The sequence below is a fragment of the Pseudomonas sp. PHC1 genome (genome assembly GCF_046487845.1).
GTDB classification, from domain to species: domain Bacteria; phylum Pseudomonadota; class Gammaproteobacteria; order Pseudomonadales; family Pseudomonadaceae; genus Aquipseudomonas; species Aquipseudomonas sputi.
This window is the reverse complement of sequence record NZ_JBJXHJ010000025.1, coordinates 43,479-68,556: the sequence shown is the minus strand read 5'-3', so window position 1 is coordinate 68,556 and position 25,078 is coordinate 43,479. Positions and strand designations below refer to the sequence as shown.

Annotated in this window: 25 protein-coding genes and 1 pseudogene; 10 read left to right on the top strand and 16 right to left on the bottom strand. The window is 61.8% G+C overall.

Annotated elements, in window-relative coordinates; translation table 11 throughout:
- Nucleotides 1-9: 9 nt before the first annotated feature.
- The 5 genes and pseudogenes from ACKJSM_RS24840 to ACKJSM_RS24820 form a co-directional block, all read right to left on the bottom strand.
- Nucleotides 10-1,374, bottom strand: a complete 1,365-nt coding sequence (locus ACKJSM_RS24840) for a glutamine synthetase family protein (protein ID WP_236182939.1) — start codon at nt 1,372-1,374, stop codon at nt 10-12.
- A gap of 425 nt (nt 1,375-1,799) precedes the next feature.
- Nucleotides 1,800-3,143: a chromate efflux transporter gene (chrA, locus tag ACKJSM_RS24835; protein WP_410239159.1), complete on the bottom strand. Its 1,344-nt coding sequence runs from the start codon at nt 3,141-3,143 to the stop codon at nt 1,800-1,802.
- Nucleotides 3,144-3,258: 115 nt separating this feature from the next.
- Nucleotides 3,259-3,357: pseudogene (locus tag ACKJSM_RS24830) on the bottom strand (GFA family protein); the annotation flags it as partial.
- A gap of 84 nt (nt 3,358-3,441) precedes the next feature.
- Complete coding sequence (locus ACKJSM_RS24825) at nt 3,442-4,059, bottom strand: DNA-3-methyladenine glycosylase family protein (RefSeq protein ID WP_410239158.1); 618 nt, start codon at nt 4,057-4,059, stop codon at nt 3,442-3,444.
- Nucleotides 4,060-4,076: 17 nt separating this feature from the next.
- Nucleotides 4,077-5,159: a bifunctional transcriptional activator/DNA repair enzyme AdaA gene (locus ACKJSM_RS24820; RefSeq protein WP_410239157.1), complete on the bottom strand. Its 1,083-nt coding sequence runs from the start codon at nt 5,157-5,159 to the stop codon at nt 4,077-4,079.
- A gap of 109 nt (nt 5,160-5,268) precedes the next feature.
- Between ACKJSM_RS24820 and ACKJSM_RS24815 the strand changes: the two genes are divergently transcribed.
- Nucleotides 5,269-5,682 (top strand): VOC family protein, encoded by a 414-nt coding sequence (locus tag ACKJSM_RS24815; protein WP_410239156.1) that lies wholly within the window; start codon nt 5,269-5,271, stop codon nt 5,680-5,682.
- Here ACKJSM_RS24815 and ACKJSM_RS24810 read toward each other — a convergent pair.
- A complete protein-coding gene (locus ACKJSM_RS24810; RefSeq protein WP_236182935.1) occupies nt 5,679-6,299 on the bottom strand; it encodes a LysE family translocator in 621 nt (206 codons plus the stop codon). The two genes, ACKJSM_RS24815 and ACKJSM_RS24810, sit on opposite strands and share 4 nt — an antisense overlap.
- Nucleotides 6,300-6,574: 275 nt before the next feature.
- On the opposite strand from ACKJSM_RS24810, the gene ACKJSM_RS24805 reads away from it, so the two are divergent.
- Nucleotides 6,575-7,180 carry a biliverdin-producing heme oxygenase gene (locus ACKJSM_RS24805; protein ID WP_410239155.1) on the top strand — a complete coding sequence of 202 codons (606 nt, stop codon included), beginning with the start codon at nt 6,575-6,577 and terminating at the stop codon, nt 7,178-7,180.
- Complete coding sequence (locus tag ACKJSM_RS24800) at nt 7,177-9,414, top strand: ATP-binding protein (RefSeq protein ID WP_410239154.1); 2,238 nt, start codon at nt 7,177-7,179, stop codon at nt 9,412-9,414. The genes ACKJSM_RS24805 and ACKJSM_RS24800 overlap by 4 nt, the downstream gene beginning before the upstream one ends.
- A 7-nt stretch (nt 9,415-9,421) precedes the next feature.
- On the opposite strand, the gene ACKJSM_RS24795 is transcribed toward ACKJSM_RS24800, so the two are convergent.
- On the bottom strand, nt 9,422-10,177 hold the full coding sequence (locus ACKJSM_RS24795; RefSeq protein WP_410239153.1) for a type 1 glutamine amidotransferase domain-containing protein: 756 nt from the start codon (nt 10,175-10,177) through the stop codon (nt 9,422-9,424).
- Between the two features lie 69 nt (nt 10,178-10,246).
- On the opposite strand from ACKJSM_RS24795, the gene ACKJSM_RS24790 reads away from it, so the two are divergent.
- Both ACKJSM_RS24790 and ACKJSM_RS24785 read left to right on the top strand, forming a co-directional pair.
- Nucleotides 10,247-10,789 carry a LysE family translocator gene (locus ACKJSM_RS24790; RefSeq protein ID WP_410239170.1) on the top strand — a complete coding sequence of 181 codons (543 nt, stop codon included), beginning with the start codon at nt 10,247-10,249 and terminating at the stop codon, nt 10,787-10,789.
- A 499-nt stretch (nt 10,790-11,288) separates the two neighbouring features.
- A complete protein-coding gene (locus ACKJSM_RS24785; RefSeq protein ID WP_410239152.1) occupies nt 11,289-12,047 on the top strand; it encodes a hypothetical protein in 759 nt (252 codons plus the stop codon).
- A 134-nt stretch (nt 12,048-12,181) separates the two neighbouring features.
- Here the strand turns inward: ACKJSM_RS24785 and ACKJSM_RS24780 are convergent, their stop codons facing one another.
- The 5 genes from ACKJSM_RS24780 to ACKJSM_RS24760 form a co-directional block, all read right to left on the bottom strand.
- Entirely contained in the window at nt 12,182-13,015 is an 834-nt protein-coding gene (locus ACKJSM_RS24780) for an AraC family transcriptional regulator (protein ID WP_410239151.1), read from the bottom strand.
- A 58-nt stretch (nt 13,016-13,073) separates the two neighbouring features.
- A complete protein-coding gene (locus tag ACKJSM_RS24775) occupies nt 13,074-13,502 on the bottom strand; it encodes a hypothetical protein (protein ID WP_339490416.1) in 429 nt (142 codons plus the stop codon).
- Between the two features lie 116 nt (nt 13,503-13,618).
- Entirely contained in the window at nt 13,619-14,122 is a 504-nt protein-coding gene (locus tag ACKJSM_RS24770) for a VOC family protein (RefSeq protein WP_410239150.1), read from the bottom strand.
- Between the two features lie 119 nt (nt 14,123-14,241).
- Complete coding sequence (locus ACKJSM_RS24765; RefSeq protein ID WP_410239149.1) at nt 14,242-14,913, bottom strand: class I SAM-dependent methyltransferase; 672 nt, start codon at nt 14,911-14,913, stop codon at nt 14,242-14,244.
- A gap of 38 nt (nt 14,914-14,951) precedes the next feature.
- The gene (locus ACKJSM_RS24760) at nt 14,952-16,100 is read right to left on the bottom strand and encodes a GGDEF domain-containing protein (RefSeq protein ID WP_339490422.1); all 1,149 of its coding nucleotides are present in this window, start codon (nt 16,098-16,100) and stop codon (nt 14,952-14,954) included.
- 109 nt (nt 16,101-16,209) lie between these two features.
- Here ACKJSM_RS24760 and ACKJSM_RS24755 point away from each other — a divergent pair, with 109 nt between their 5' ends.
- Entirely contained in the window at nt 16,210-16,602 is a 393-nt protein-coding gene (locus tag ACKJSM_RS24755) for a GFA family protein (RefSeq protein ID WP_236182924.1), read from the top strand.
- Between the two features lie 35 nt (nt 16,603-16,637).
- Here ACKJSM_RS24755 and ACKJSM_RS24750 read toward each other — a convergent pair whose 3' ends face one another.
- Nucleotides 16,638-17,468 carry an alpha/beta fold hydrolase gene (locus ACKJSM_RS24750; protein ID WP_410239148.1) on the bottom strand — a complete coding sequence of 277 codons (831 nt, stop codon included), beginning with the start codon at nt 17,466-17,468 and terminating at the stop codon, nt 16,638-16,640.
- Between the two features lie 240 nt (nt 17,469-17,708).
- On the opposite strand from ACKJSM_RS24750, the gene ACKJSM_RS24745 reads away from it, so the two are divergent.
- From ACKJSM_RS24745 to ACKJSM_RS24730, 4 genes are all read left to right on the top strand, one after another.
- On the top strand, nt 17,709-18,164 hold the full coding sequence (locus tag ACKJSM_RS24745; RefSeq protein ID WP_007956954.1) for a (2Fe-2S)-binding protein: 456 nt from the start codon (nt 17,709-17,711) through the stop codon (nt 18,162-18,164).
- Between the two features lie 16 nt (nt 18,165-18,180).
- Entirely contained in the window at nt 18,181-20,343 is a 2,163-nt protein-coding gene (locus ACKJSM_RS24740; protein ID WP_410239147.1) for a molybdopterin cofactor-binding domain-containing protein, read from the top strand.
- 1 nt (nt 20,344) lies between these two features.
- Nucleotides 20,345-20,923 carry a hypothetical protein gene (locus tag ACKJSM_RS24735; protein WP_339490431.1) on the top strand — a complete coding sequence of 193 codons (579 nt, stop codon included), beginning with the start codon at nt 20,345-20,347 and terminating at the stop codon, nt 20,921-20,923.
- Between the two features lie 61 nt (nt 20,924-20,984).
- The gene (locus ACKJSM_RS24730; protein ID WP_410239146.1) at nt 20,985-21,950 is read left to right on the top strand and encodes a sensor domain-containing diguanylate cyclase; all 966 of its coding nucleotides are present in this window, start codon (nt 20,985-20,987) and stop codon (nt 21,948-21,950) included.
- A 52-nt stretch (nt 21,951-22,002) separates the two neighbouring features.
- Here ACKJSM_RS24730 and ACKJSM_RS24725 read toward each other — a convergent pair whose 3' ends face one another.
- From ACKJSM_RS24725 to ACKJSM_RS24715, 3 genes are all read right to left on the bottom strand, one after another.
- Nucleotides 22,003-22,428, bottom strand: coding sequence for a VOC family protein (locus tag ACKJSM_RS24725; RefSeq protein ID WP_410239145.1), 426 nt, complete (start codon nt 22,426-22,428; stop codon nt 22,003-22,005).
- A 225-nt stretch (nt 22,429-22,653) separates the two neighbouring features.
- Nucleotides 22,654-23,448: an enoyl-ACP reductase FabI gene (fabI, locus tag ACKJSM_RS24720; RefSeq protein ID WP_003202751.1), complete on the bottom strand. Its 795-nt coding sequence runs from the start codon at nt 23,446-23,448 to the stop codon at nt 22,654-22,656.
- A gap of 19 nt (nt 23,449-23,467) precedes the next feature.
- Nucleotides 23,468-25,078, bottom strand: a complete 1,611-nt coding sequence (locus ACKJSM_RS24715; RefSeq protein WP_236182918.1) for an ABC transporter ATP-binding protein — start codon at nt 25,076-25,078, stop codon at nt 23,468-23,470.

Below are 25,078 nucleotides of genomic sequence, written 5' to 3'. Positions count from 1 at the left end.
GAGTAGGGATCAGGCTTCGGTCAGGTACCAGCGCCAGTCCTGCTCGCCCACTTCGGCCATGAACTGCCGGTATTCCGCACGCTTCACCGCCAGATACACCCCGAGAAATTCCTGTCCCAGCGCATCCCGTGCCCACACCGAATTCTCCAGTGCCGTGAGCGAAGTCAGCCAATCGGTCGGCAGCAACTCTTTCGCCTGCGCATAACCATTGCCTTGCACCGGCTCGCCTGGATCGATGTTTTCTTTTATCCCGCGATGAATGCCCGCGAGGATTGCCGCCGCTGCCAGATACGGGTTGGCATCGGCGCCGCAGATGCGGTGTTCGATGTGCCGGGTGTTGGCCGGGCCGCCGGGCACGCGCAGGCTGACGGTGCGGTTGTCGACACCCCAGGTCGGCGCCAGTGGCGCGTAGCTGTTGGCCTGGAAGCGGCGGTAGGAGTTGGCGTTGGGGCAGAACAGCAGCAGCGAATCGAGCAACGACGCGAGCATCCCGCCAATTGCCGTGCGCAGCAGCGGGGTGCCCGCCGGATCTTCAGAGGCAAACAGATTGCGCCCCTCGGCATCGGCGAGGCTGACGTGCATGTGCATGCCGGTGCCGGCCAGATGATCGAACGGCTTGGCCATGAATGTCGCCTGCATCCCGTGCTTGTGCGCCACGGCTTTGACCAGCCGCTTGTAACGCACGGCCTGATCCATTGCCTCCAACGCATCACCGTGTTCGAGGGTGATTTCCACCTGGCCCGGCGCGTATTCCGAGATCGCCGTGCGCGCCGGAATACCGTGCAGTGTGCAGGCACTGTAGAGATCGGCGAGGAACGGTTCGATCTGTTCCAGCTCACGCAAACCGTAGACCTGGGTGTGTCGCGGTCGACCGCCGTCGGCATCCAGCGCCGGTTGCGGGCGGCCGTTGTGATCGCGTTTGGCGTCGAGCAGATAGAACTCCAGCTCGCAGGCCATTACCGGGTGGTAACCCTCGGCTTTCAAGCGGTCGATGACCTTGATCAACAGATGGCGTGGGTCGGCGATGCTCGCCGGCATGCCTTGTTCCGGGTGCATGCTGACCTGCACCGCAGCGGTCGGAATCTGCCGCCACGGCAGGCGCACCAGACTGCCTTCCAGCGGGTAGGCGCGGCAGTCGATGTCGCCGACGTCCCATACCAGACCGGAGTTTTCCACGTCTTCACCCTGCACGGTCAGGCCGAGGATGGTGCTCGGCAGCGGGCGACCGCTTTCGTACACGGCGAGCAGTTCTTCGCGGTGCAACAGCTTGCCGCGCGGTACGCCGTTGGCGTCGAGGATGAACAGCTCGATCATGTCGATGTCGGGGTTCTGCTCAAGAAAGTGACGGGCGTCTTCAATGGCTGCGAATTTCATAATCAATCACTCACGATGGCGCCGCACAGGCGCGCAGATTCGGGCCGGACGCAGCTCGGCAAAAGGCGCGGGCGTCCTGGCAGGGATATCGAAAAAAGAGGGGGAACTGTCGCGATTTTTTAACGGCGCGATCAGACGGGCAGGCAGATATCCGGCGGGCGTGCGGAGTGACGCAGCTTGGAACGGCTCAGGGCCATGGGGAGATTGACGATGCGATTCATGCGCGGCCCCTGTGAAGGAGGGCGCACAGTGCAGAGCCGTTCAACGATTCTGATTGTTGGAGTGACGTGCTCATGACGCGTGTTTCCGTTGGCGGAAAACGTCGGCGGCGGGAGTGTCCCGCCAGGCCGGTGTGGCTGGATAGTAAGGGGGAATCCCCGGAGAAGTAAACGGCTGTTTACGCAGGCGTTGACGTTCACCCCGGTTCAGCGCAACAGGTAAAACCCCAGCCCGACGAGGGCGCAAACGATCAACACCTCGATTACCCCGCGCTTGAAAAAGAACAGGGCGAGGGCGGCTGCCAGGGCCAGCAGGATCGAGAAAACGTCCGGTTGCCCGGCGAATCCATTGGGCCAGAACACGTGCCAGGCAAAGAAACACGCCAGATTGAGGATCACCCCGACCACCGCTGCGGTGATCGCAGTCAGCGGTGCGGTGAACTTCAGTTCATTGTGGGTCGACTCCACCAATGGCCCGCCGGCGAGGATGAACAGGAACGAAGGCAGGAAGGTGAACCAGGTCACCAGCGTCGCGGCCAGCGCGCCGGCGGCAAACGCGTGCTCCGCACCGAACGTCGGTTGCACGTAAGCGCCGACGAACGCGACAAACGCCACCACCATGATCAGCGGCCCCGGCGTGGTTTCGCCCAGCGCCAGGCCGTCGATCATCTGCGTCGGGGTCAGCCAGCCGTAATGCCCGACCGCGCCTTGATACACGTAGGGCAGCACGGCATAAGCACCGCCGAACGTCAGCAATGCTGCCTTGGTGAAGAACCAGCCCATCTGCGTGAAAGTGCCGTCCCAGCCGAACAACGCGGTCAGCAACGCCATCGGCAGGCACCACAGCAACGCACCCACCAGCACCAGACGCATCACCCTCGGCAGGTTGAACCGCGCATGTTCGGGCGGTGGTGTGTCGTCATCCACCAGCGCCGGGCCGAAGGATTTTTCGCTGCCACGATGGCCGCCGTTGCTGAACCGCTGCGGCGCCCAGCGTCCGCCGAAATAACCGATCAATGCCGCGCCGAACACGATCAGCGGGAACGGCACGTTGAAGGCAAAGATCGCCACGAACGCCGCCCCGGCAATCGCCCACAGCCAGCTGTTCTTCAACGCTCGTGAACCGATGCGATGGGCCGCGTGCAACACAATCGCGGTCACCGCCGGTTTGATCCCGTAAAACACTCCGGCCACGGCGGGCACATCACCGAACGCGATGTACACCCACGAAAGGGCAATCAGGATCAGCAGCGAAGGCAACACAAACAGCGCCCCGGCCAGCACGCCGCCAGGGGTGCGGTGCAGCAGCCAGCCGATGTAAGTCGCCAGTTGCTGGGCCTCCGGGCCGGGCAGCAACATGCAGTAGTTGAGCGCATGCAGGAAGCGCCGCTCGGAAATCCAGCGCCGGCGCTCCACCAGTTCCTGATGCATGATCGCGATCTGCCCGGCGGGGCCGCCGAAGCCGATGCAACCGAGTTTGAGCCAGAAGGGCCAGGCCTGGCGCAGGCTGATGGGTTGAGGACGGGGCAAGTCCTTTGGCGTTTCGCTCAAGTGTGGCTCCACGTTCGATTCGGCGGGAGGCGCTATCTAATCAGGCTTTTGTTGCATTCGACAGTGCCTCGTCAGGCGTCGGCCAGGTTCCAGTGAAACGCCGCCTTCTGATCACTCTCCCGATCGAGCAGTAGCAACGCTGATAAGGGTAGGGGCGGGCGCTGTCGAGGGAAAATGAAACCGCACCGCAGTGGCAGGAGCCTTCAAGGTGCATGACTGGCCTCCGGTTGGGCTTTGTCGATGCGGTTGAGCCTGGAAGAGAGGGGGTGAATGCGCTCGCGAAGAACGCTATCGCGGTCTACGGCTTCGCTACCCGCCACAAATACCACGCCGCCACGGTGCGAAACGGACTCCACGCCAACCCGATCTCGATCATCTGCTTGCGTGTCGGCTGTACCTCCAGCCCTTTCAACCGCCGATAGCCCTCGCGCACGCCAAAGTCATCGGCCGGCAGAATGTCCTGACGCTCCAGGCTATAAATCAGCAACATCTCGACCGTCCAGCGCCCAACCCCGCGCAGGCTGACCAACCGCTCGATCAGCGCCTCATCCCCCATCGCCAGCGCCGAGGCGTAATCCGGCACCACACCGTCCAGGGTCGCCTGGGCAATTCCCTGAATCGTCGCAACCTTGCCCGCCGAAAACCCGCAACTGCGTAGCCGATCAAAGTCTGTAGCCAGAACTTGTTCTGGACGCGGAAACGACTGCCCGGGAAACAACCCCACCAGCCGCCCGACAATCGCATCGCCCGCCTTGGCGTGCAGTTGCTGATAGGCAATCGCCCGCACCAGCGATTCATAGGGATCGCGCGCCGGATGCGGCTGATGCAGGCAGGGCCCGACAGCAGCGATGTGGCGCTGCCAGTCGGTGTCGAGGCTGGCCAGAAATTCGCTGGCCGGTCGATAGGGATCAGGCATGGTTTATGGTCGGTTTGTCAGAAAGCCAGTTGTTGCGTCAGCTGCACCGCTGCGCTTTCCAGCCGGAGCAAAAACGCCTTGCGCGGTTGTCCACCACCATAGCCGGTCAATGAGCCGTCCGCACCGATCACCCGATGGCACGGCACCACGATCGAGAGCCGATTGTGCCCGTTGGCCAGCCCCACCGCGCGGCTGGCGCCGGGTTTGCCCAGCCGTGCGGCGATGGTGCCGTAGGTGCTGGTGTGGCCGTAGGGGATTTGCCGCAGTTCGCTCCAGACCTGCCGGTCAAACTCGCTGCCGGGCAGGTGCAGCGGCACGCTGAATTCGCTCAGCTTGCCGGCGAAATACAGCGCCAGTTCGTTTTCGATCTGCTGCAAATGCGCGTTGTGCCCCGGTGCGACTACATAGCCGTAGCGGTTCTGCAATTCTTCGACTTCGCGGGTCAGCGCCGGACGGTCGAGGAATTCCAGCAGCACCAGCCCGCGTCGCTCGGCCATGGCGATCATCGGCCCCAGCGGCGTGGTCAGGCGAGTGAACAGCAGCGGCTCGCTGGCTGCCGCGCGTCCCGGCGTGATGTGGAACGACTTCTGAAACGCATCGCGAAAACCGCTGAGGGATTCATAGCCGGAGTCGAACGCGGCGTGGTCGATGGACGTGCCTTGCTTGATCCCGCCCAGCGCCATGCCGAGCCGGCGGGTGCGCAGCCATGCATGAAAGGTCATGCCGAAATGCTGCTTGAACCAGCGCCGAAGCTTCAGCGGTTCGATGCCCTCGGCGAGCAATTGCGCATCGCTCCAGCGCACCTCGGGATCGGCGTCGACCGCTTTCAGCAGCCGTTGCACCCAGTCCGGGGCGATGGCCGCGGCGTCCAGCGGTTTGCAGCGCAAACAGGCGCGGTAACCGGCGGACAGGCAGTCGTCGGCGTGGGCGAAGAATTCGACGTTTTCCGGTTTCGGCTTGCGCGCCGTGCAGCTGGGGCGGCAGAAGATCCCGGTGGTTTTCACGGCCGTAAAGAACACGCCTTCATAGGCAGTGTCGCGTTCTAGCATGGCGCGAACCATTTCGGCGTGGGGCGGCAGGACAGCGGTCTGTATGTTCATGGGGCGAGGATAAAACCAGTTATTCGATGGCTCCACCGAAAAATCGACAGTGAATTTTCGGGCCGCTGCACTACAGTGATCGGGTCGCTACAACTCGGGAAATGAAGGTATGCCACCGTTCACGATTCAACACATCGATCACATCGTGCTGCGCGTCGCCGATCTGCAACGCAGCATTGATTTCTACGACCGGGTCTTCGGTGCCGAAGTGGTCAAGCGCAACGAAAAATTCGGTCTGGTGCACCTGCGCGCCGGCACGTCGATGATCGATCTGGTCGATCTCGACGGGGAAATCGGCCGCAAGGGCGGCGCCGCTGCCGGCAGCAAACGGCGCAATGTCGATCACTTCTGCCTGCGCATCGAGCCGTTCGATGAAGCGGCCCTGGTCAGCCATCTGCAAGCCTGTGGCCTGACCGTCGAAAAAGCCGCCACCCGTTTTGGCGCCGAGGGCTACGGCCTGTCGCTGTACTGCTTCGACCCGGACGGCAACCAGGTCGAGCTCAAAGGCCCGTCCGAGGTTTAGGCCCGCTTGGCCATCAGCAACACCGAAGCCGCCGCCGACAGCAGCCCCGCGCAGCAACGGTTGAACATCCGTTTGCCGCGTGGCTCGGCGAACCAGCGGCGCATGTGCAGGCCCATGTAGGCGTAGGCGCTGATGGCGATCCATTCCAGCAGCAGGAACAGCACGCCCAGCAGCATGAACTGCGGGGTGATGGCGCGAGCCGGGTCGACGAACTGCGGCAGAAAAGCGGTGAATATAAGAATTGCCTTGGGATTGCCCGCCGCCACTAAAAATTCTTGACGCGCCAGGGCCAGAAGCCCGTTCGCGGGCGCCGCAACGGCGTCTTCGCCGGCAGGATCGGCCCGCCACAGCTGCCACGCCAGATACAGCAGATACCCCGCGCCGATGATCTTGATCCCATAGAACAACAGTTCGGACGTTTGCAGCACCACCGCCAGCCCCGCCGCCGCAAGGGCGATCATCCCGGCGAACGCCAGCAACCGACCGACCCCGGCCACGCAGGCGCGACGATAGCCGTAGCGGGTGGCGTTGCTGACCGACAGCAGGTTGTTCGGTCCCGGCGCCATGTTCAAGGCAAAGCAGGCGGGCAGAAACAGGGAGAGGGTGACGAGATCCATGGTGCGGGCTCCGGTGGCGGGAGCGTTATTTCTATCATGCGCAGGTGCCGGCCTGAACCGTACAGTCAGGTTGCAGAGTCGCGGTACAGCGATGGACGGGCGCGAATCCATTCGAACTTTCCGCCGTCTCGTCAACTCTGAATCCTTCACAGGGTGATGAATCCGCCAGAAAAAACCATCTGACGGGTCAGAAAGGCCAATTGCCGTGTAAGCTTTCGCGCCAAGCTTCTCCAATTCCCCCATGGCCCCAGGCGGCCCACTGTACGAGCGACTACATGCAAGCAAAGGCCCGCGAGGTTCATGTACCACCGGTGTTGCAGGATTTGCGCACTGGCACGGCCGAACTGCACATTGCGCTGGAAAAACGCCTTCCTTTCTTCTCCGATACCCTTGATCTGCACGCTTTCGAGCGACTGATGCACGCCTATTACGGCTTCTATCAGCCATTGGAAGCCGCGCTGCAGGACAGCGACGCGATGCCCGCTGATTTCGATCTGACTTCACGCCTCAAGGCGCCGACCCTGCAACGCGATTTGCACGCGCTGGGGGCAAATGGTGGAGATTTTCCGATCTGCCGCCAGTTGCCCGCCATCGAATCCGCCGCCGCCTGTCTGGGCGTGCTGTACGTGCTGGAAGGTGCGACTCTCGGCGGGCAGATCCTGCGTCGCGAGATCGCTACGCGGCTGAATCTCGGCGCGGACAATGGCGCAGCGTTTCTGGATATCTACGGCGCCGCCACCGGCCGGCGCTGGCGCGACTTCATCGAATACCTGGGCAGTCGCCCGATGGACGCCGACGAGCGTGAAGCCGTCGTGGCGGCCGCCCACACTACATTCAGCTGTTTCGAGCACTGGCTCGAAAGCCAGGAGGTTCTGGTATGAACCCGCAAGACAAAGAAGCCTTTGAAGAATTGCTGGCCAACTGCGCCGACGAGCCGATCCGCTTTCCCGGCGCGATCCAGCCTCACGGGTTGCTGTTGACCCTGAGCGAGCCGGACCTTTCGATCATTCAGGTCAGCGCCAACGTCGAGACGTTGCTCGCCCGTCCCGCGCAAGAGTTGATCGGCCAGCCACTGCAAAGCCTGATCGGCGATGCCCACGCCGCGCAGGTTCGTGAGGCCTTGCAGCAACCGGCCTTGTCCGATGCGCCGCCGCTGCACTTTCGCCTCAACGACACCGCGTTCGAAGGTTTGCTGCACCGGCATCAGGATGTGCTGATCCTGGAGCTGGAAATCCACGTCGAAAACTTCCAGCCGCGCAACGTCGCCGGTACCGAAACCCACCTGGGGCGGATGCTCGCGCGTCTGCAAAAGGCTCAGAGCCTGCAGGCGCTGTACGACATCAGCGTCAAGGAAATTCAGGCGATGACCGGTTACGACCGGGTGCTGATCTATCGTTTCGAGGAAGAGGGCCACGGCCAGGTCATCGCCGAAGCGTCCGATCCGTCGATGGAAGTCTTCAACGGTCTGTTTTTCCCGGCCTCCGACATCCCCGAGCAAGCCCGCGAGCTGTACCGCACCAACTGGCTGCGGATCATCCCCAATGCCGACTATCAACCGGTGCCCCTGGTACCCAAGCTGCGCCCGGACACCCAGACCCCGCTGGACCTGAGTTTCGCCACCTTGCGCAGCGTGTCGCCGATTCACTGTCAGTACATGAAGAACATGGGCGTGCTGTCCTCGATGAGCATTTCCCTGCTCAAGGGCGACAAGCTCTGGGGCCTGATCAGTTGTGGTAACCGTCAGCCGCTGCATGTGCCGCACGAGTTGCGCACCGCATGCCAGACCATCGGCCAGGTGCTGTCGCTGCAGATCAGCGCGATGGAAGCGCTGGAGGTCAGCCGCCAACGCGAGGAGAAGGTCGAGGCGCTGGCGCTGCTCAATCAGGCGATGATCGATTCGCCACAGAACGTCTTCGATGGCCTGGCCAATCAGCCGCAGGTCCTGATGGCACTGGCTAATGCCGGCGGCATCGCGATCATCGAAGACAAGCAATTGCACCGGTACGGCAACTGCCCGGAGCCGGAAGAAATTCGCGCTCTGCACAAATGGTTGCAGGAGCGCGGCGAGCCGGTGTTTGCCAGTCATCACCTGGCCAGTGTCTATCCGCCGGCCGCGCACTATCAGCAGGTTGCCAGCGGCGTGCTTGCCATGAGCCTGCCCAAACCGGTGGACAACGGCGTGCTGTGGTTCCGCCCCGAAGTCAAAGAGAACATCAACTGGAGCGGCGACCCGCGCAAGCCGCTGGACCTGGAAAACTCCGACGCCGGCCTGCGCCTGCGACCGCGTACCTCGTTCGAAATCTGGAAGGTCGAGATGGCCGGGATTTCCACCAAGTGGAGCCACGGCGACCTGTTCGCCGCCAACGACCTGCGTCGCTCGGCCCTGGAAAATGATCTGGCCCGTCAGGTGCGCCGCGAGCAGGAAGCGGTGCGTGCCCGCGATGAGTTGGTGGCGGTGGTGTCCCACGACTTGCGCAACCCGATGACCGTGATCTCGATGCTCTGCGGCATGATGCAAAAAGCCTTCAGCTCGGACGGGCCGCACACTTCGCGGCGCATCTCGACCGCCATTGACACCATGCAGCAAGCCGCCGGACGCATGAATACGCTGCTGGAGGACTTGCTCGACACCTCGAAAATCGACGCCGGCCGCTACACCATCGCGCCGCAGAAACTCGATGTTGCACAGATGTTCGAAGAGGCGCAGTCACTGCTTGCGCCGCTGGCGCTGGACAAGGACATCAGCATCTCATTCGAGGCCGATCCCGATCTGAGCATCCATGCCGACCCCGAGCGGTTGTTTCAGGTGCTGTCGAATCTGGTCGGCAACGCGATCAAGTTCACGCCGCGCCTGGGCACGGTCGATGTGTATGCCAAATCGGTCGGTGACGACATCGTCTTCACGGTACGCGACAGCGGCGAAGGCATTCCCAAGGATCACTTGCCACACGTGTTCGACCGTTACTGGACGGTGAAAGAAGGCAATCCGACCGGCACCGGGCTGGGTCTGTACATCACGCAGGGTATCGTCGAGGCCCACGGCGGGCAGATCGTCGCCGAGAGCGAGCCGGGGCAGGGCAGCGAATTCCGCTTCACCGTGCCGCGTCTGGACTGAAAGCGGATCAGCGCTCGGGTGGCTGCAACATGGCCACCCATTCTGCGGCGAATCGATGGCAGTCGCCGGGCCAGCGTGCTGTCAGCAGTTGGCCGTCGCGTACGACAAATCCCGATTGCGGCTTCTTTGCGCAATCGCGCCTGGCGATCAGCGGCCCGCGGACAAAGTCGGATTTGCGCGACAGGGCGGCCTTCACTTCCGCTTCGACGGTCTGCTTGTAAGTGCGGTAGTAGCGCCCCAGCCAAGCAGCGGTCATCAGCCACGCGGGCCACTCCATGGTGGCCGAGAGCAACGCCGTCACCTTGCGCCCGAACAGCACCGAACGGCCGGTGTCGGGATCGAGCGTTCGGGCCAGTAACAACACACCATGACATACCGCTGCCACGGGTTTTTCGGCTTTGAAAAATTGCAGGGCGATCTGTTGAGCCTGCGTCGATTCCAGCAGCGTGCGCATCCCTTTGGCATGCCCGCCGGGAATCAGCAGACCGTCGAATCGGGTCGTATCGACATCGGCATACGCCAGCGGCTGCTTGAACGCATTGGACTCGATCATCTGCATATAACTGTCCAGATCGGCCTTGCGCGTCATCAGCATCGGGCTCAACGGGCCGAAGCCGATTTTCACCAAGCGCGGATCGGCGTGGGCGGGCAAGCCCTGCGGGGTGGCGAAGCGTACTTCGATGCCCGCACTGCGCATTGCCTGCCAGGGCACGCTGCTTTCGGTCGGGTCGTAATCGGTGCTGGGCAACAGAATCAAAATCATCGAGGGCAGACTTCCTGGTCAAATGTGGTCGCATAGCCAGAGCGTAGTGGGTCTGCGCATGCGGGGGTAATTTCCTTCAATACCACCCGGTGTCCGCTGGCTACTGTGAGCGCCTTGTTCCTCTTTCGCGCCAGCCAGCGGCATGTGGCCGGGGCGACGCTGGGGTTTGTGCTGTTGCTGGTGTTGATGGGGCTGGGGCTGCACGAACTGCTGGCCCTGTGGCCGTCGCTGACCCGTGTGGTGCAACTGGCCGGGGTGGCATTTTTGTTGTTCATGGCCTGGAAGCTGGCTACCGATGACGGGCAGTTGAATGCCGATCAATCGCGCCGTGCGCCATCGATGCTCTATGGCGCGGTGATGCAATGGCTCAACCCCAAGGCTTGGCTGGCCTGCGTGGCGGGGATGGGCGCGTTTGTCGCCGATGGCGAGGCGCGGCTGGTGTGGCAGTTTGCGGCGGTGTATCTGGTGATCTGCTATCTGTCGGTGGGGTGCTGGGTGTATGCCGGGACGTTCTTGCGCGGCTATCTCGGCAACCCGGCGGGGATGCGCTTGTTCAACCGGGTGATGGCGTTGCTGTTGGCGGTGAGTGCGGGGTATCTGTTGCTGCCGTGAGCGTGGCGGGGGCTTGGGTTTAAAGGTGTTTAAGGATGCTTCCGGCAAGCCACGCGAACTCGCGCCATTGCCTACGCATCCGCCAGAATCCGCCGGCTTTTGGGCCTTGGGGGCGGGTTCTGAGATAAATGGGAGATAAATGGGGACGCATTTATTTACCGGCGGCAAAGTCATGGTGAATGACTTCGTCGATTACCCCAACGGCCCGCACCAACGCGGGCCGTTCTGTTTTTCACCCCCGATACTGCCCCGGCGTAGCCGCCAGATGCTGTTTGAACGCCCGCTGAAAATGCGCCTGATCAGCAAACCCCGGGGAAAAACGCAGACGTATTTATTTGGAGCCCTGCCAATCGGGGTATTCGGCCGGGGGGGGGGGGGGCGCTGAATCAATCATGACCACTCATCGCTACTGTCAAAGTTGACAGTAGCGGCATGTCTCTCGAAGCGGGCTTGATGTGTTCAGTCCTCTGTGGACCGATCCGGTCAAGGAACAAACGTCATGAGCACTCAGAATCCGTTTTTCACTTACTGCACGACCTATCCCGGTGGATCTCCGATCCCTTCCGGAAGCAGCACACCGTCTACCGGGATCGAGCTGGGCGGAAGCGGGCCGCCCGGCACCCCATACGAGATCATTCACAATGGGGAGTATCCTCCCGCGGCGGCTGTGGGAACGTACAACCCAAGTGGCGCGTTCATTCAGCAGCAATTAAAGCTGACTCCGGGGCCACATCGTTTTGAACTGCGAGTCAATGCCAGTTCCTCGGTGACGGACGTATGGACGCTCACAGTCCGGCAACCGAATGCAATCGAGGAAGACTGGCAATACGAGCGCGATCAAATTTTTTCGATCAATTCGCCAGTGCGCTTCAGCAGCGGTTTGACTGTCAGGTTGTTATCGCAGGGCTGGGCAATCAACCCGACCCGGATTCTATCAGGCTATGAGGTGCCAGGAATCTACAGGACCTTTCTGTTGGGAAGCGGATCCGACTGCGAATTCAGTTGGGGGGCAAGTGGATACAGCGTCGAGTTTCTGAGTCACGGGGTGAGTGTGCCCGGCAATCGTGTTGTCTTTTACAACAGTGCATCCCAACCCATTGGTAGCCTGACGCTCCCCACCAGTGGCGGCGCGGTGGGGCCCCAAATGACTACGTTTACTGCGCCAGATATCCGTTCGTTCAGGGTCGATGCTTTTAAAGAGCCAGGAGGCGCTGATACCGGCTTTGTCATTGATCAAATCAGGATAAGACTCAACTGACCGACCGTTTTGCTCCGGGGCCGCCCTATACATCGAGATAAATGGGGACGCATTTATTTACCGGCGGCAAAGTCATGGTGAATGACTTCGTCGATTACCCCAACGGCCCGCACCAACGCGGGCCGTTCTGTTTTTCACCCCCGGTACTGCCCCGGCGTAGCCGCCAGATGCTGCTTGAACGCCCGCTGAAAATGCGCCTGATCAGCAAACCCCGCCTCCAGCGCCACATCCGCAATCAACTGCCCGCGCCGCAGACACTCGCGGGCAAACTGAATGCGCTGGTTGACCACAAACGCATGGGGCGTCATGCCGTAATGCTGTTTGAAGGCGCGGATCAGGTAGGACGGTGACAGTTCGGCGGCGGCGCAGATGTCGTCGAGGCTGAGCAGGTCGGTGCAGTGTTGGCGGATGAAGTCGGCGGCGCGTTCGAGTTTGAAGTTCGGTTCTCGCAACGGTTGTTCGATGGGGTCCAGGCGCAGTTGCAGCTCGCTGAAAAACTCCACGGCCGCGCTCTGTTTGCGCAATACGTCTTGCTGTTCGTCGACCAGCACGCCATACAACGCATTCAGGTCGCGAAACAGTCGAGCATCATTCAAATGGGTATCGGAAAATCGCCGAAACTCAAGCTCCGCACTGAATCCCAACTGATGCTGCAGATCCGTCAGCCAAGGCGTTTCCACATACAACATCAAATATGACCACGGCTGATCATCAATCGGATTGCACGCGTGCACGTCCCCCGGATTCATCAGCACCACCGTGCCGGCCGCCACTTCGAACGAGGATTGCTCATGCACATAGGTGCTACGGCCGGCGGTGATCGCGCCGATGGAAAAGTGCGCGTGGGAATGTCGTGAATAGCAGACCTCACGCCCATCGGCGATGCCCCGTGCTTCGATGAAGGGCAGGGCGTCGTTGCGCCAGAAGCGCGGGGCTTGTTCGGGGGTCTTGGCGGCAGCGCTCTTCATCGTTGTGGTGTCCGGCAGTCGGGCCTGAGTTTAGCGAGCTTGGACTGCCGTTGGCCAGTCAACGCGATTCGCTGAACTGCAGACGATCGATGAGTACGTCGTTAGCGGGGACTTTGACCCGAGCCGTTGTAAACGTACGTTCAAGGGTGTGATTGAATTCTTTCTCGCCACCCTCACGAGGGGGGACATGAATCTCGGTGATTATTGAGCCATCTTGCGCAAGAAAACTCACAATCAAGCCTTTATCTGCGTTTGTATACCAAAAACTGAAGCTCTTTGGGGCCTGGCTCGGATGGATGTCCACGGTGCCTGAGCGAACGACCAGGACTTGCCCGTTGACGTGCGTACCACTTGAGCTCCTGATGGACATGGGCGCTTCAGTGCCTGGCAAAAGGCGAAAATGTACCTCGTTGCTGGTGAACGTCTGTCCAGGCGCAAAATCCTGTGAGGTCTGATCTTCGAAATCCACTGTAGTGAGGTTGTTCATGGCGGCATACCTTCAAATGGAGGAATAGCCATGGTCGAGCAGCCTCAGGACAAAAACACCTGTCATATCTGACAGGTCACGAGGATTCCCGATGGGCGGTTGACTGGGTCAGCGGTTCAGTTCTGGCCGGCGAAGGCCCGCTCGAGTTCGGCGATGTCGAGTTTTTTCATCCCGAACATGGCCTGCATCGCCCGTTGGGCCTTGGTCTGGTCGGGGTCGGTCATCATGTGCATGAACGCCACCGGCACGATCTGCCACGACACGCCGAACTTGTCCTTGAGCCAGCCGCATTGCTGCGCCTCTACCGGCCCGCCGGAACCGAGGTTGCCCCAGAAATGGTCGACCTCTTCCTGGTTCTGGCAATTGACCTGAAACGAAATCGCTTCATTGAACTTGAACACCGGCCCGCCATTGAGCCCGGTGAAACTCTGGCCGTCGAGTTCGAAACTGACGGTCATCACCGAGCCTTCCGGGCGGCCGTGGAATTCCTCGCCGACCTTGCTGTAGTGGGTGAGGGCGGTGATTTTCGAGTGGTCGAAGATCGAGCAGTAGAACTTCGCCGCCGCTTCCGCCTGATCGTCGAACCATAGGCACGGAGTCAGCTTTTGAAAGCGTTGCATGGCAGTCATCCTCGGCAGGTTGGACACGCTGGATTAATAGCGTAGTCAGTCTGTGGTCGGCTGGCAGCGCAACGGGCCGAATGGTCGGTTGCTGCGAATCAAGCCGAGGCTCCAGGGGTTTACCTGCGACGTTCGGCAATCATCAACAACGACTGTGGCACCGGGCTCTGCGGATGCTGCGGCTCGCGCAGGCCGGTCAACTGAAGGCCGGCCATGTCCAGCGCATTCAGCCAACTGGACAAGGTTCGGAAATACCATGGCATCGGCGACCACTTGCCCTGGAATCCGTCAAAGGTTTCCTCCCGCCAGCCGTCCTGATAATCACCCGCTGCCACCGACCACGGATGCAGCGTCTGGATCACCAGTGCTCCGCCGGGCACGAGCAGGGCGTTCATGGCCGCGAGCAGCGCAATGATGTCCTGATGCAGCAGGGAAAAGTTGGCGCAGATCAAGTCGAAATCGCGGCCGATGTCGACCTTCCCCTCAGCCAAATCTTCGTAGCTGGCGACCTCCACGGGCGATGAGCCTGCCTCGCGCGCGGCCTCGACCAGCGTTGCATCACCGTCCACACCCACCGCGTCGAACCCGCGCTCGGCCAGCGCCCGCAACAGCCAGCCTTCGCCGCAACCCAGATCGAGCACGCGCTCCGGCTGGCGTCCCATCACCGCCAGCAGCATCGCCTGATCGGTCACCTGCCGGCGGCTCTCGATGGCGCCGCTGCGCACGGCTTCGGTCCAGACCCGGGCGTTGTGGTGCCAGCTCTGGAGGAGGGCGGATTCCGGCGAGGACATGGCGAACTCCAACGTTGCGGGATGCAGGCAAGGATAGGTCAGGTGTAGTCGGCCAGCTGAATCCGGTTGCGACCGCCGCGCTTGGATGCATAGAGCGCGCTGTCACCCTGTTCGATCAACGCCGCGAGACTTGCCGGCGGCTGATCGAACACCTTGGCGCCGATACTCAGGGTGACGGCCTGCGGGGTGGTGTAGGTCTGGGAAGTCATCTGTTGGAACTGCTCGCGCAGCGCACTGCCCAGATCCATGATCTGGGCGTGGGACGCATCGCCCAGCAGCATCACGAATTCGTCGCCGCCCAGGCGTGCCGCCAGTGCGCCTTTGGGCAGTACCGCGCGGACCATTTCGCTGAGGGCGATGAGCAACCGGTCGCCGGCGGTGTGGCCGTACAGGTCGTTGATCAGTTTGAAGTTGTCGATGTCGATCAGCAGCAGCGCGCCGGGGCGGGTGCTGGAGACTTGGTCGAGCAGGCGCGGAGCACGGACTTCCAGAGCGCGGCGGTTGTACAGCGCAGTCAGCGGGTCCCGGGCGGCCAGTTCGGCAATCTGCTTTTCCCGCCGGTAGCGCTCGGTGCCGGTCATCGACAGCGCGATCAACATGATCGCCATTGCGCCCTCGACCAGGGAAATCTGAATGATCTCGCCACGCAGCGACGCCAGATCGATCAGCGTGCCCGGAATCACCGCAATGATCGCCTTGGTGAAATAGAACGCGCCGTGGATCAGCAACACATAACGCAATTGCACCGCGCCGACGCTCAACGATTTGCCGTGCGGGCGCAGCAACAGACTGGCCCGCAGCATCAACGCGGCCACCAGCAGCGAGTTGGCCATCAACATGATCTTCGACCACGACGGATCTTCCGGTAACAGCAGCAACGACAGCCAGAGCAGGAACATCAAGTACCAGGCCCGCGACAACCGCCGCTGGGTAAACCGCGCGACCCCCAGCAGAAACAGCCAGTGCGCGACCACCAGCAAGCCGTTGGCGAACCAGATGCCGATCAATGGATAACCGTTGGCGCGCAGCAGGGCCAGGCTCGAGCCGACGGTGATGGTGGCGAAACCGGCGCTCCAGAACAGCAGGGAAGGTTCGCGGATGCTGCGCCATTCGACCGCCAGATACAGGGCGGCCGCCGCGGCCAGGGCGGTGGAAATGGTGAGCATCGTGAGAGGATCGAGCGCCATGAAAGAGCAGGTCTGCCTGGAGAGTGTTAATGGGCCACGATTGTAAGCGTTCCCCCAGTGGGCTGCTATTTTCACTCACCGGATATTCCATTTTCAGGCGAGGTGTCCCATGGACCGATTGACCGGCGGTTGTCTGTGCGGCGAAGTACGGATCGAGGCGTCAGGGCGACCCTACAGGGTGGGCGTTTGCCATTGTCTTGACTGCCGCAAACACCAGGGCGCGCTGTTCGCTGCATCGGCAATCTTTCCCGAGGCGGCGGTGACGATCAGCGGCGAGACCCATGACTACGCGGGGCGACATTTTTGCCCGCGCTGTGGCTCGTCGGTGTTCGGCCGCAGTGGCGATGAAGTCGAGGTGAGTCTGGGTGCGCTGGATGCACCGGATCAATTCCAGCCCACCTACGAGCTGTGGACGGTGCGTCGCGAGTCGTGGCTGCCGGCCTTTCCATTGGCCAGACACTACGAGCGTGATCGTGAGCGAACGGGGCGAACCGAAGAATAGCCGGGATCAGGCAGGGCGCCTGACCCCGGCCACTATCAGCCGCGAATAAATGCCAGCAGATCCGCGTTGATTGTGGGCGCCTCGGTGGTCGGCATTCCGTGGGGGAAGCCCGGATAGATCTTCAGCGTGCTGTTTTTCAGCAGTTTCGCCGAGGCCACGCCGGCGTTTTCATAAGGCACGATCTGGTCGTCATCGCCGTGCATCACCAGCACCGGGATCGAAATGCTTTTCAGGTCGGCGGTGAAGTCGGTCTGCGAGAAGGCAACGATGCCGTCGTAGTGGGCCTTGGCGCCGCCCATCATGCCTTGGCGCCACCAGTTCGCAATGATCCCTTCCGATGGCGTGGCGCCAGGGCGGTTGTAGCCGTAGAACGGCCCGCTGGGCACGTCGCGATAAAACTGCGCACGATTGGCTGCCAGTTGCGCCTGAAGATCGTCGAACACTGATTTGGGCAGGCCGCCGGGGTTGCTCTCGGTTTTCACCATCAGCGGCGGCACGGCGCTGATGATCACGGCTTTCGATACCCGATCCTCGCCATGCCGGGCGATGTAGTGAATCACTTCGCCGCCACCGGTGGAATGGCCGACATGCACGGCTTTCTGCGTCCCCAGATGATTGACCACCGCCGCCACATCGTCGGCGTAGTGATCCATGTCGTGGCCGTCCCAGACCTGGCTGGAACGCCCGTGCCCCCGCCGATCGTGGGCGACAACCCGGAAACCCTGCGCCAGGAAGAACAGCATCTGCGCATCCCAGTCGTCCGCACTCAGCGGCCAGCCGTGGTGGAAGTGAATGACCGGGGCGTCCTTGGGGCCCCAGTCCTTGTAGAAGATTTCGACGCCGTCTTTCGTTGTGACAAATCCCATGTTCGCGACTCCTGGAAAGTGTGAAAGGGCAGGTCTTGCGATGACAAGCGGTATCAACTGTAGGAGCAAACCCGGCACCCTGATCGATGATTTTCCGAACGGTGGCGGATGACCGGTGGTCGCGACGGCTGGTCGTCGGGTCAAAATGCGCTTAGCTGAAAGGGATAAGCCGAGGCGCGCACCGCCAACGATGGCCGTCGCAGCGCCCTTCAGAACACCGTGAGTCTGAGGAAGTCCCCGATGCTGACCTTGAACATCAATGGCAAGGATCAAGAGCTCGATGTCCCCGCGGACATGCCGTTGCTCTGGGTTCTGCGCGATGTCGCGCACCTGACCGGTACCAAATTCGGCTGCGGCATGGCCCAGTGCGGTGCCTGCACCGTACACGTCGATGGCGCACCGCTGCGCTCGTGCATCACGCCGGCCACGGCCGTCGCCCATGGCCAGAAAATCCTCACCATCGAAGGTTTGTCCAGCGACGGTTCGCACCCGGTGCAGCAGGCCTGGGCCGAACTGGACGTGGTGCAGTGCGGTTATTGCCAGTCCGGGCAAATCATGTCCGCCGCCGCATTGCTGGCGAAAATTCCCAAACCCACCGACAGCGATATCGATCAGGCGCTCTCCGGCAACATCTGCCGCTGCGGCACCTATCCAAGAATCCGCGCGGCGGTCAAACGTGCCGCCGACATCGGCTGAGCGGGGGAAGTGAGTGATGAACAGTCCTGTATCCCGTCGTGGATTTCTCAAGGGCAGCGCTGTGCTTGGCGGTGGTCTGGTGGTGGCGTTCGTGGTGCCCGGCGGCAACCGGTTCGCCATGGCGGCCGAGAATGAAGGCAAAGTGTTTGCGCCGAACGCGTTCCTGCGCATCGCGGCGGACAACAGCGTTACCGTGCTGCTCGGCCATTCGGAAATGGGCCAGGGCATTTGGACCGGCCTGACCATGTTGATCGCCGAAGAGCTGGACGCTGACTGGTCGAAGATCCGTGTCGAGCACTCCCCAGCCTCGGCCGCCGATTACGGCATGCCGGCGTTTGGCGGGATGCAGATTACCGGCGGCTCCACTTCAACCTGGATGGAGTTCGACCGCTACCGACTTGCCGGCGCCACGGCGCGGCAGATGCTGATCGAGGCTGCGGCCAAGCGCTTCAATGTGGCGCCGTCGACGATCCGCACCGAATCCGGCGTGGTGATTGCCGGCGACAGCCGCGCCACCTACGGCGAACTGGCGGACGCCGCCGGTCAACTGCCGGTGCCGGATCCGAAGTCGATTACGTTCAAGGAAGCCAAGGACTGGAAAGTCATCGGCAAACCCACCAAACGCCTCGACACCCCGGAAAAAATCACCGGTCGCGCCAAATTCGGCATGGACGTGCAGTTCGACGGATTGATGACGGCGATGGTCGCCCGGGCGCCGGTGTTTGGCGCCACGGTGAAATCCTTCGAAGGCGCAGAAGCCCTGGCGATTCCCGGCGTGCACAAAGTGGTGCAGGTGCCGACCGGTGTGGCGGTGGTCGCCGAGCACTACTGGGCGGCGAAACTCGGTCGCGATGCGCTGAAGGTCGATTGGGATCTGGGGCCGAACGCTGATCTGAGCAGTGAAAAATTGTTGGCGAGCTTCCGCAAACTGGCGGCCACACCGGGCACCTCGGCGGCGCAGGCCGGCGATGCCAAGGGTAACTTCGGCAAGGCCGCGAAGAAAATCGACGTCGAATACAGCGTGCCGTACCTGGCCCACGCGCCGATGGAACCGCTCAACTGCACGGTGAAGATCAGCGCCGACAAGTGCGAGATCTGGACCGGTACCCAGTTCCAGACCCTGGATCAGATGGTCGCCGGCAAGATCACCGGGCTCAAACCGGAGCAGGTCGAGATCCACACCGAATTCCTCGGCGGCGGCTTCGGCAGGCGGGCCAACCCGACCTCGGACTTTGTCGCCGAAGCGGTGCAAGTGGCCAAGGCTGCCGCGATGCCGGTGAAAACCGTGTGGTCGCGTGAAGACGATATTCGCGGTGGTTACTACCGCTCGATGTTCCTGCATCAGGCGAAGATCGGCCTCGGCGCCGACGGCCTGCCGCTGGCCTGGCAGCATGTGCTGGTGGGGCAGTCGATCATGGCCGGCACCATGCTCGAGAAAACCATGGTCAAGAACGGCGTTGACCAGACCTCGGTCGAAGGCGTTTCCGACAGCCCGTACATCAAGGGTCTGGCTCATCATCAGGTCGATCTGCATTCGCCGACCACCGGGATCAACGTGTTGTGGCTGCGTTCGGTGGGCCATAGCCACAGCGCATTTGTCATGGAGTCGCTGATTGATGAAATGGCTGCGGTGGCAGGCAAGGATCCGGTGGAATACCGACGAGCGTTGCTCAAGGAGCACGCCCGGCATCTTGGTGTGCTGAATCTGGCGGTGGAGAAAGCCAACTGGAAAGCCCCGCTGCCGGACGGCCATGCGCTGGGCGTGGCGGTGCACGAGTCGTTCGGCAGTTACGTGGCGCAGGTGGCGCAGGTGTCCCAGGACAATCTGGCGATTCGCGTGCATCGCGTGGTCTGCGCGGTGGACTGCGGGATTGCGGTCAACCCGCAGAGCATTGCGGCGCAGATGGAGTCGTGCATCACCTTCGGCCTGGGCATGGCGCTGCACAGCAAACTGACCCTCAAGGACGGCCAAGTCGTGCAGTCCAACTATCACGACTATCAGGTCTTGCGCCTCAATGAAATGCCGGTGGTCGAGGTGCACATCGTGCCCAGCAGCGAGAAACCCGGTGGCATCGGCGAGGCCGGTGTGCCGCCCACGGCGCCGGCGGTGGCCAACGCGGTGTTCGCCCTGACCGGGCAGCGCCTGCGGGAACTGCCGCTGCAACTGTCGGGGGTGTGAGATGAAACGACATCTGTTGTTGGGCACGGTGATGCTGCTTGGGTTGGGCGGTTACGCCTCGGATCTGTTTGCCGACGATCAGGAAGCCTTGAAAGCCTTCGGCACGGTGCAGAAAGTCTTCCAGAGCCCGCGCTGTCAGAACTGTCACATTCCCGGCGATTCGCCGTTGCAATTGGACGCTGGCATTCCTCACGCGATGAGCGTGGTGCGCGGCATGGACGGCAAGGGCGCGGCCGGTTTGCCCTGCGCTACCTGTCACGCCGAAAGCAATCCGCCGGCCAGTTACGGCCCTCATGCGCCACCGGGGGCGCCGCACTGGAGCCTGCCGCCGGCCGCCCACAAAATGGCCTGGATCGGCCTGCCGCCGGATCGGTTGTGCGCGATGATCAAAGACCGCGCCAGCAACGGTGACCGGGATTTTGCCGCGCTGATCAAGCACGTCAACGAGGACAAACTGGTGCTCTGGGGCTGGAATCCCGGGGCAGGGCGCGCGCCGGTGCCGGTGCCGCACGACATCTTCGTGACCCAGTTCAAACTCTGGGCCGATGCGGGCGGGCCGTGTCCGGTGGCCGGCGGATGAGAGGTTGAGTCATCGCTGATTCGGGCTACGCTCAAGGGCATCGACGACAAAGGAGTGTGTGATGCTGGTACCCGGCAAACCCGCCAATGAAGCTGCGCGCATTCAAGCGCTGCAGGACCTGAAGCTGCTCGACACCGCACCGGAGGAGCGCTTCGACCGGCTGACGCGACTGGCCAAGCGTCTGTTCAACGTGCCGATCGCACTGGTCACGCTGGTGGACAAGGAGCGGCAATGGTTCAAGTCCTGCGTGGGTCTGGACACGACCGAAACGCCACGCTCTGTTTCATTCTGTGGCCATGCGATTCTCAGGGACGAGCTCATGCTTGTACCTGACGCCCGAGAGGACGAGCGTTTCCACGACAACCCTTTGGTTACCGGGGAGCCGAACATCCGGTTCTACGCCGGGTATCCGCTGACCGTGCCCAACGGCAACAAGATGGGCACCTTGTGCCTGATCGACACCAAACCTCGCGATCTCGACGATGAGGAGCGTGCCCTGTTGCGCGATCTGGCCGGCATGGCCGAGCAGGAATTGATGGCCGTGCAGATGGCGAGCATGGACGAGCTGACGCTGCTGTCCAACCGTCGCGGCTTCAAGATGCTGGCCCAGCACGCGCTGGATGCCTGCGCACGGTTGGAGAAGCCGGCGACGCTGCTGTTTTTCGACCTCAATGATTTCAAGCAGATCAACGACCTTTATGGGCATGCCGAGGGCGACAGTGCGCTCAAGACTTTCGCCGATGTGTTGCGTATCGCCTTTCGCGAGAGCGATGTGGTGGGACGGTTGGGCGGTGATGAGTTCGTGGCGTTGCTGACCGGCTCAAGCCATGTCGAAACCACGGCGATCATGGCGCGACTCAAGGAAATCCTCGAAGAGCGCAATGCCACGTTGCACCGCGGCTACGCGATTCGCTTCAGCGTCGGCCAGATCGAATACAAACCGCAGCGCCATGACACCGTGGATAAGTTGCTGGCGGATGCGGATGCCGCGATGTATGAGCATAAGCAGGCGTTGAAGCGTTGCTAGTGCTGACCTCATCGCGAGCAAGCTCGCTCCCACGGCGCTTTCACAGGCGCTGTTATTTGGCAAACAACTGCCCGATATCCTTGAACGCCTTGAACTCCAGCGCATTGCCGCACGGATCAAACAGAAACATCGTCGCCTGTTCGCCCACCAGTCCCTGAAACCGAATCCCCGGTTCGATCACGAACCGCGTGTCCAGTGACTTCAAACGCTCGGCCAACGCATGCCATTGCTCCATGCCCAGCACCACGCCGAAATGCGGCACCGGTACGTCATGGCCGTCCACGGCGTTGGTGTGCGCCGCTTCCTGCGAAGCGCTCTTCGGCGCCAGGTGAATCACCAGTTGATGGCCAAAGAAATTGAAGTCGACCCAGTGAGAGCTGGAGCGACCTTCCTCGAGCCCGAACACTTCACGGTAAAAATGCCGGGCGGCGGCGAGGTCGTACACGGGAATGGCCAGATGGAAAGGGCTGAGTGACATGGCGCGATCTCTATCAACAGTTGAGGTGAACCGAGTCTAGCGCTGTGCTTTTCGATTGTGGGAGCGAGCGTGCTCGCGATGACGTTATCAGGCGCACTCGCGGCGTTGATTGACACACCGCGATCACCAGCAGGCTGGTTGCCACAGGAAAAGCGGTGTCAATCAAATCGCAGGCATGAAAAAGCCCGCCAATGATGGGCGGGCTTTTTAACGGCAGCGCGAAGATTACTCTTCGATATTGCCCATGGCGGTGGTGTTGAAGCCGCCGTCCACGTACATGATTTCACCGCTGATGCCCGACGCCAGGTCGGAGCACAGGAAGGCGCCGGCGTTGCCGACTTCTTCGATGGTGACGTTGCGACGCAGCGGGGTTTGCGCTTCGTTGGCGGCCAGCATCTTGCGGAAGTTCTTGATGCCGGAAGCGGCCAGGGTGCGGATCGGACCGGCCGATACGCAGTTGACGCGGGTGCCGTCCGGGCCCAGGGAACCGGCCAGGTAACGCACGCCGGCTTCCAGCGAAGCCTTGGCCATGCCCATCACGTTGTAGTTCGGCATGGTGCGCTCGGCGCCCAGGTAGGACAGGGTCAGCAGGCTGCCGTTGCGGCCTTTCATCATTTCGCGACCGGCTTTGGCCAGGGCCACGAAGCTGTAGGCGCTGATGTCGTGAGCGATGCGGAAACCTTCACGGGTGGTGGCTTCGGTGAAGTCGCCGTCCAGTTGGTCGCCCGGAGCGAAGCCGACGGAGTGCACGATGCAGTCCAGGCCGTCCCACTTCTTGCTCAGTTCTTCGAAGACCTTGGCGATTTCTTCATCGCTGGCCACGTCGCACGGGAAGCACAGCTCAGGGCTCGAACCCCAGCCCTGTGCGAACTCTTCCACACGACCTTTCAGTTTGTCGTTCTGATAAGTGAAGGCAAGCTCAGCGCCCTCGCGATGCATGGCGGCAGCGATGCCGGATGCGATGGACAGCTTGCTGGCGACACCGACGATCAGTACGCGCTTACCGGCGAGAAAACCCATGTGTTGCTCCTCTTTCAGGTTATTGCGCAGTGGCTGGTGCCAGAAAAGCGGCTTCCAGCAACTGCTGTGTATACGGATGTTGGGGGGCGGCAAAGATACTTTGCGCGTCTCCCTGTTCGACCACTTGGCCATGCTTGACCACCATCAGCTGGTGGCTCAGCGCTTTGACGACAGCCAGGTCATGGCTGATGAACAAATACGTCAGGTTGTATTTGGCTTGCAGTGAACGCAACAGCTCCACCACTTGCCGCTGCACCGTCCGGTCGAGGGCCGAAGTCGGCTCGTCCAGAAGGATCAGCGCCGGTTTGAGCACCAGGGCCCGGGCGATGGCAATCCGCTGCCGTTGCCCACCGGAAAATTCATGGGGGTAGCGGTGCCGGGTTTCCGGATCCAGACCTACCTCCTTCAATGCCGCAACAATTGCCGCTTCCTGCTCGGCGGCGGTGCCCATCTTGTGGATCCGCAAGCCTTCGCCAACGATGTCATTCACGCACATCCGCGGGCTCAGGCTGCCGAACGGGTCCTGAAACACCACCTGCATCTCCCGGCGCAGCGGCCGGACTTCGCTCTGCGTCAGGCAGTCCAGCTGCTTGCCTTCAAAACGGATCCCGCCCTGGCTGCCGATCAACCGCAGGATCGCCAGACCCAGGGTGGATTTGCCGGAACCGCTTTCGCCTACAATCCCCAGGGTCTGCCCCTGAGGCAGGCTGAAGTTGATGCCGTTCACTGCCTTGACGTGATCCACCGTGCGCTTGAGCAGGCCTTTCTTGATCGGGAACCAGACTTTCAGATCTTCGACTTCAAGCAGCGGCGCCCCGATTTTATTGCTCGCCGGGCCTCCGCTGGGCTCCGCGCCAAGCAGTTCCCGAGTGTACGGATGCTGCGGCGAACGGAACAGCTCTGCGCACGATGCCTGTTCGACGATGCAACCGCGCTGCATGACACATACACGATGCGCAATTCTTCGCACGAGGTTCAAATCGTGACTGATCAGTAACAGCGCCATGCCCAATCGGGCCTGCAATTCCTTGAGCAGGTCGAGGATTTTCAGCTGAACGGTCACGTCCAGCGCGGTGGTCGGTTCGTCGGCGATCAGCAATTCCGGCTCGTTGGCCAGGGCCATGGCGATCATCACCCGCTGACGCTGGCCGCCGGACAATTCGTGGGGCAGGGCCTTGAGGCGCTTGTGCGGCTCGGGGATGCCGACCATTTCCAGCAACTCCAGCGTGCGCCGGGTCGCGACCTTGCCGGTCAGGCCCTTGTGAATGCCCAGCACCTCGTTGATCTGCTTCTCGATCGAGTGTAGCGGGTTGAGCGAGGTCATCGGCTCCTGAAAGATCATCGCGATCCGGTTGCCACGAATGTGCCGGATGGTCTTCTCGCTCAGCTCCAGCAGGTTCTGTCCGGAATAATTGATGCTGCCGGCCGGATGCCGCGCCAGCGGGTAGGGCAGCAGGCGCAGGATCGAATGCGCCGTCACCGACTTGCCCGAGCCGCTTTCGCCCACCAGCGCCAGGGTTTCGCCGCGCTTGATGTCGAAACTCACGCCTTCGACCACCCGTTGCACGCGATCACCGATGCCGAATTCGACGGCCAGGTCGCGGATTTCGATCAGATTGTCCTGATTCAT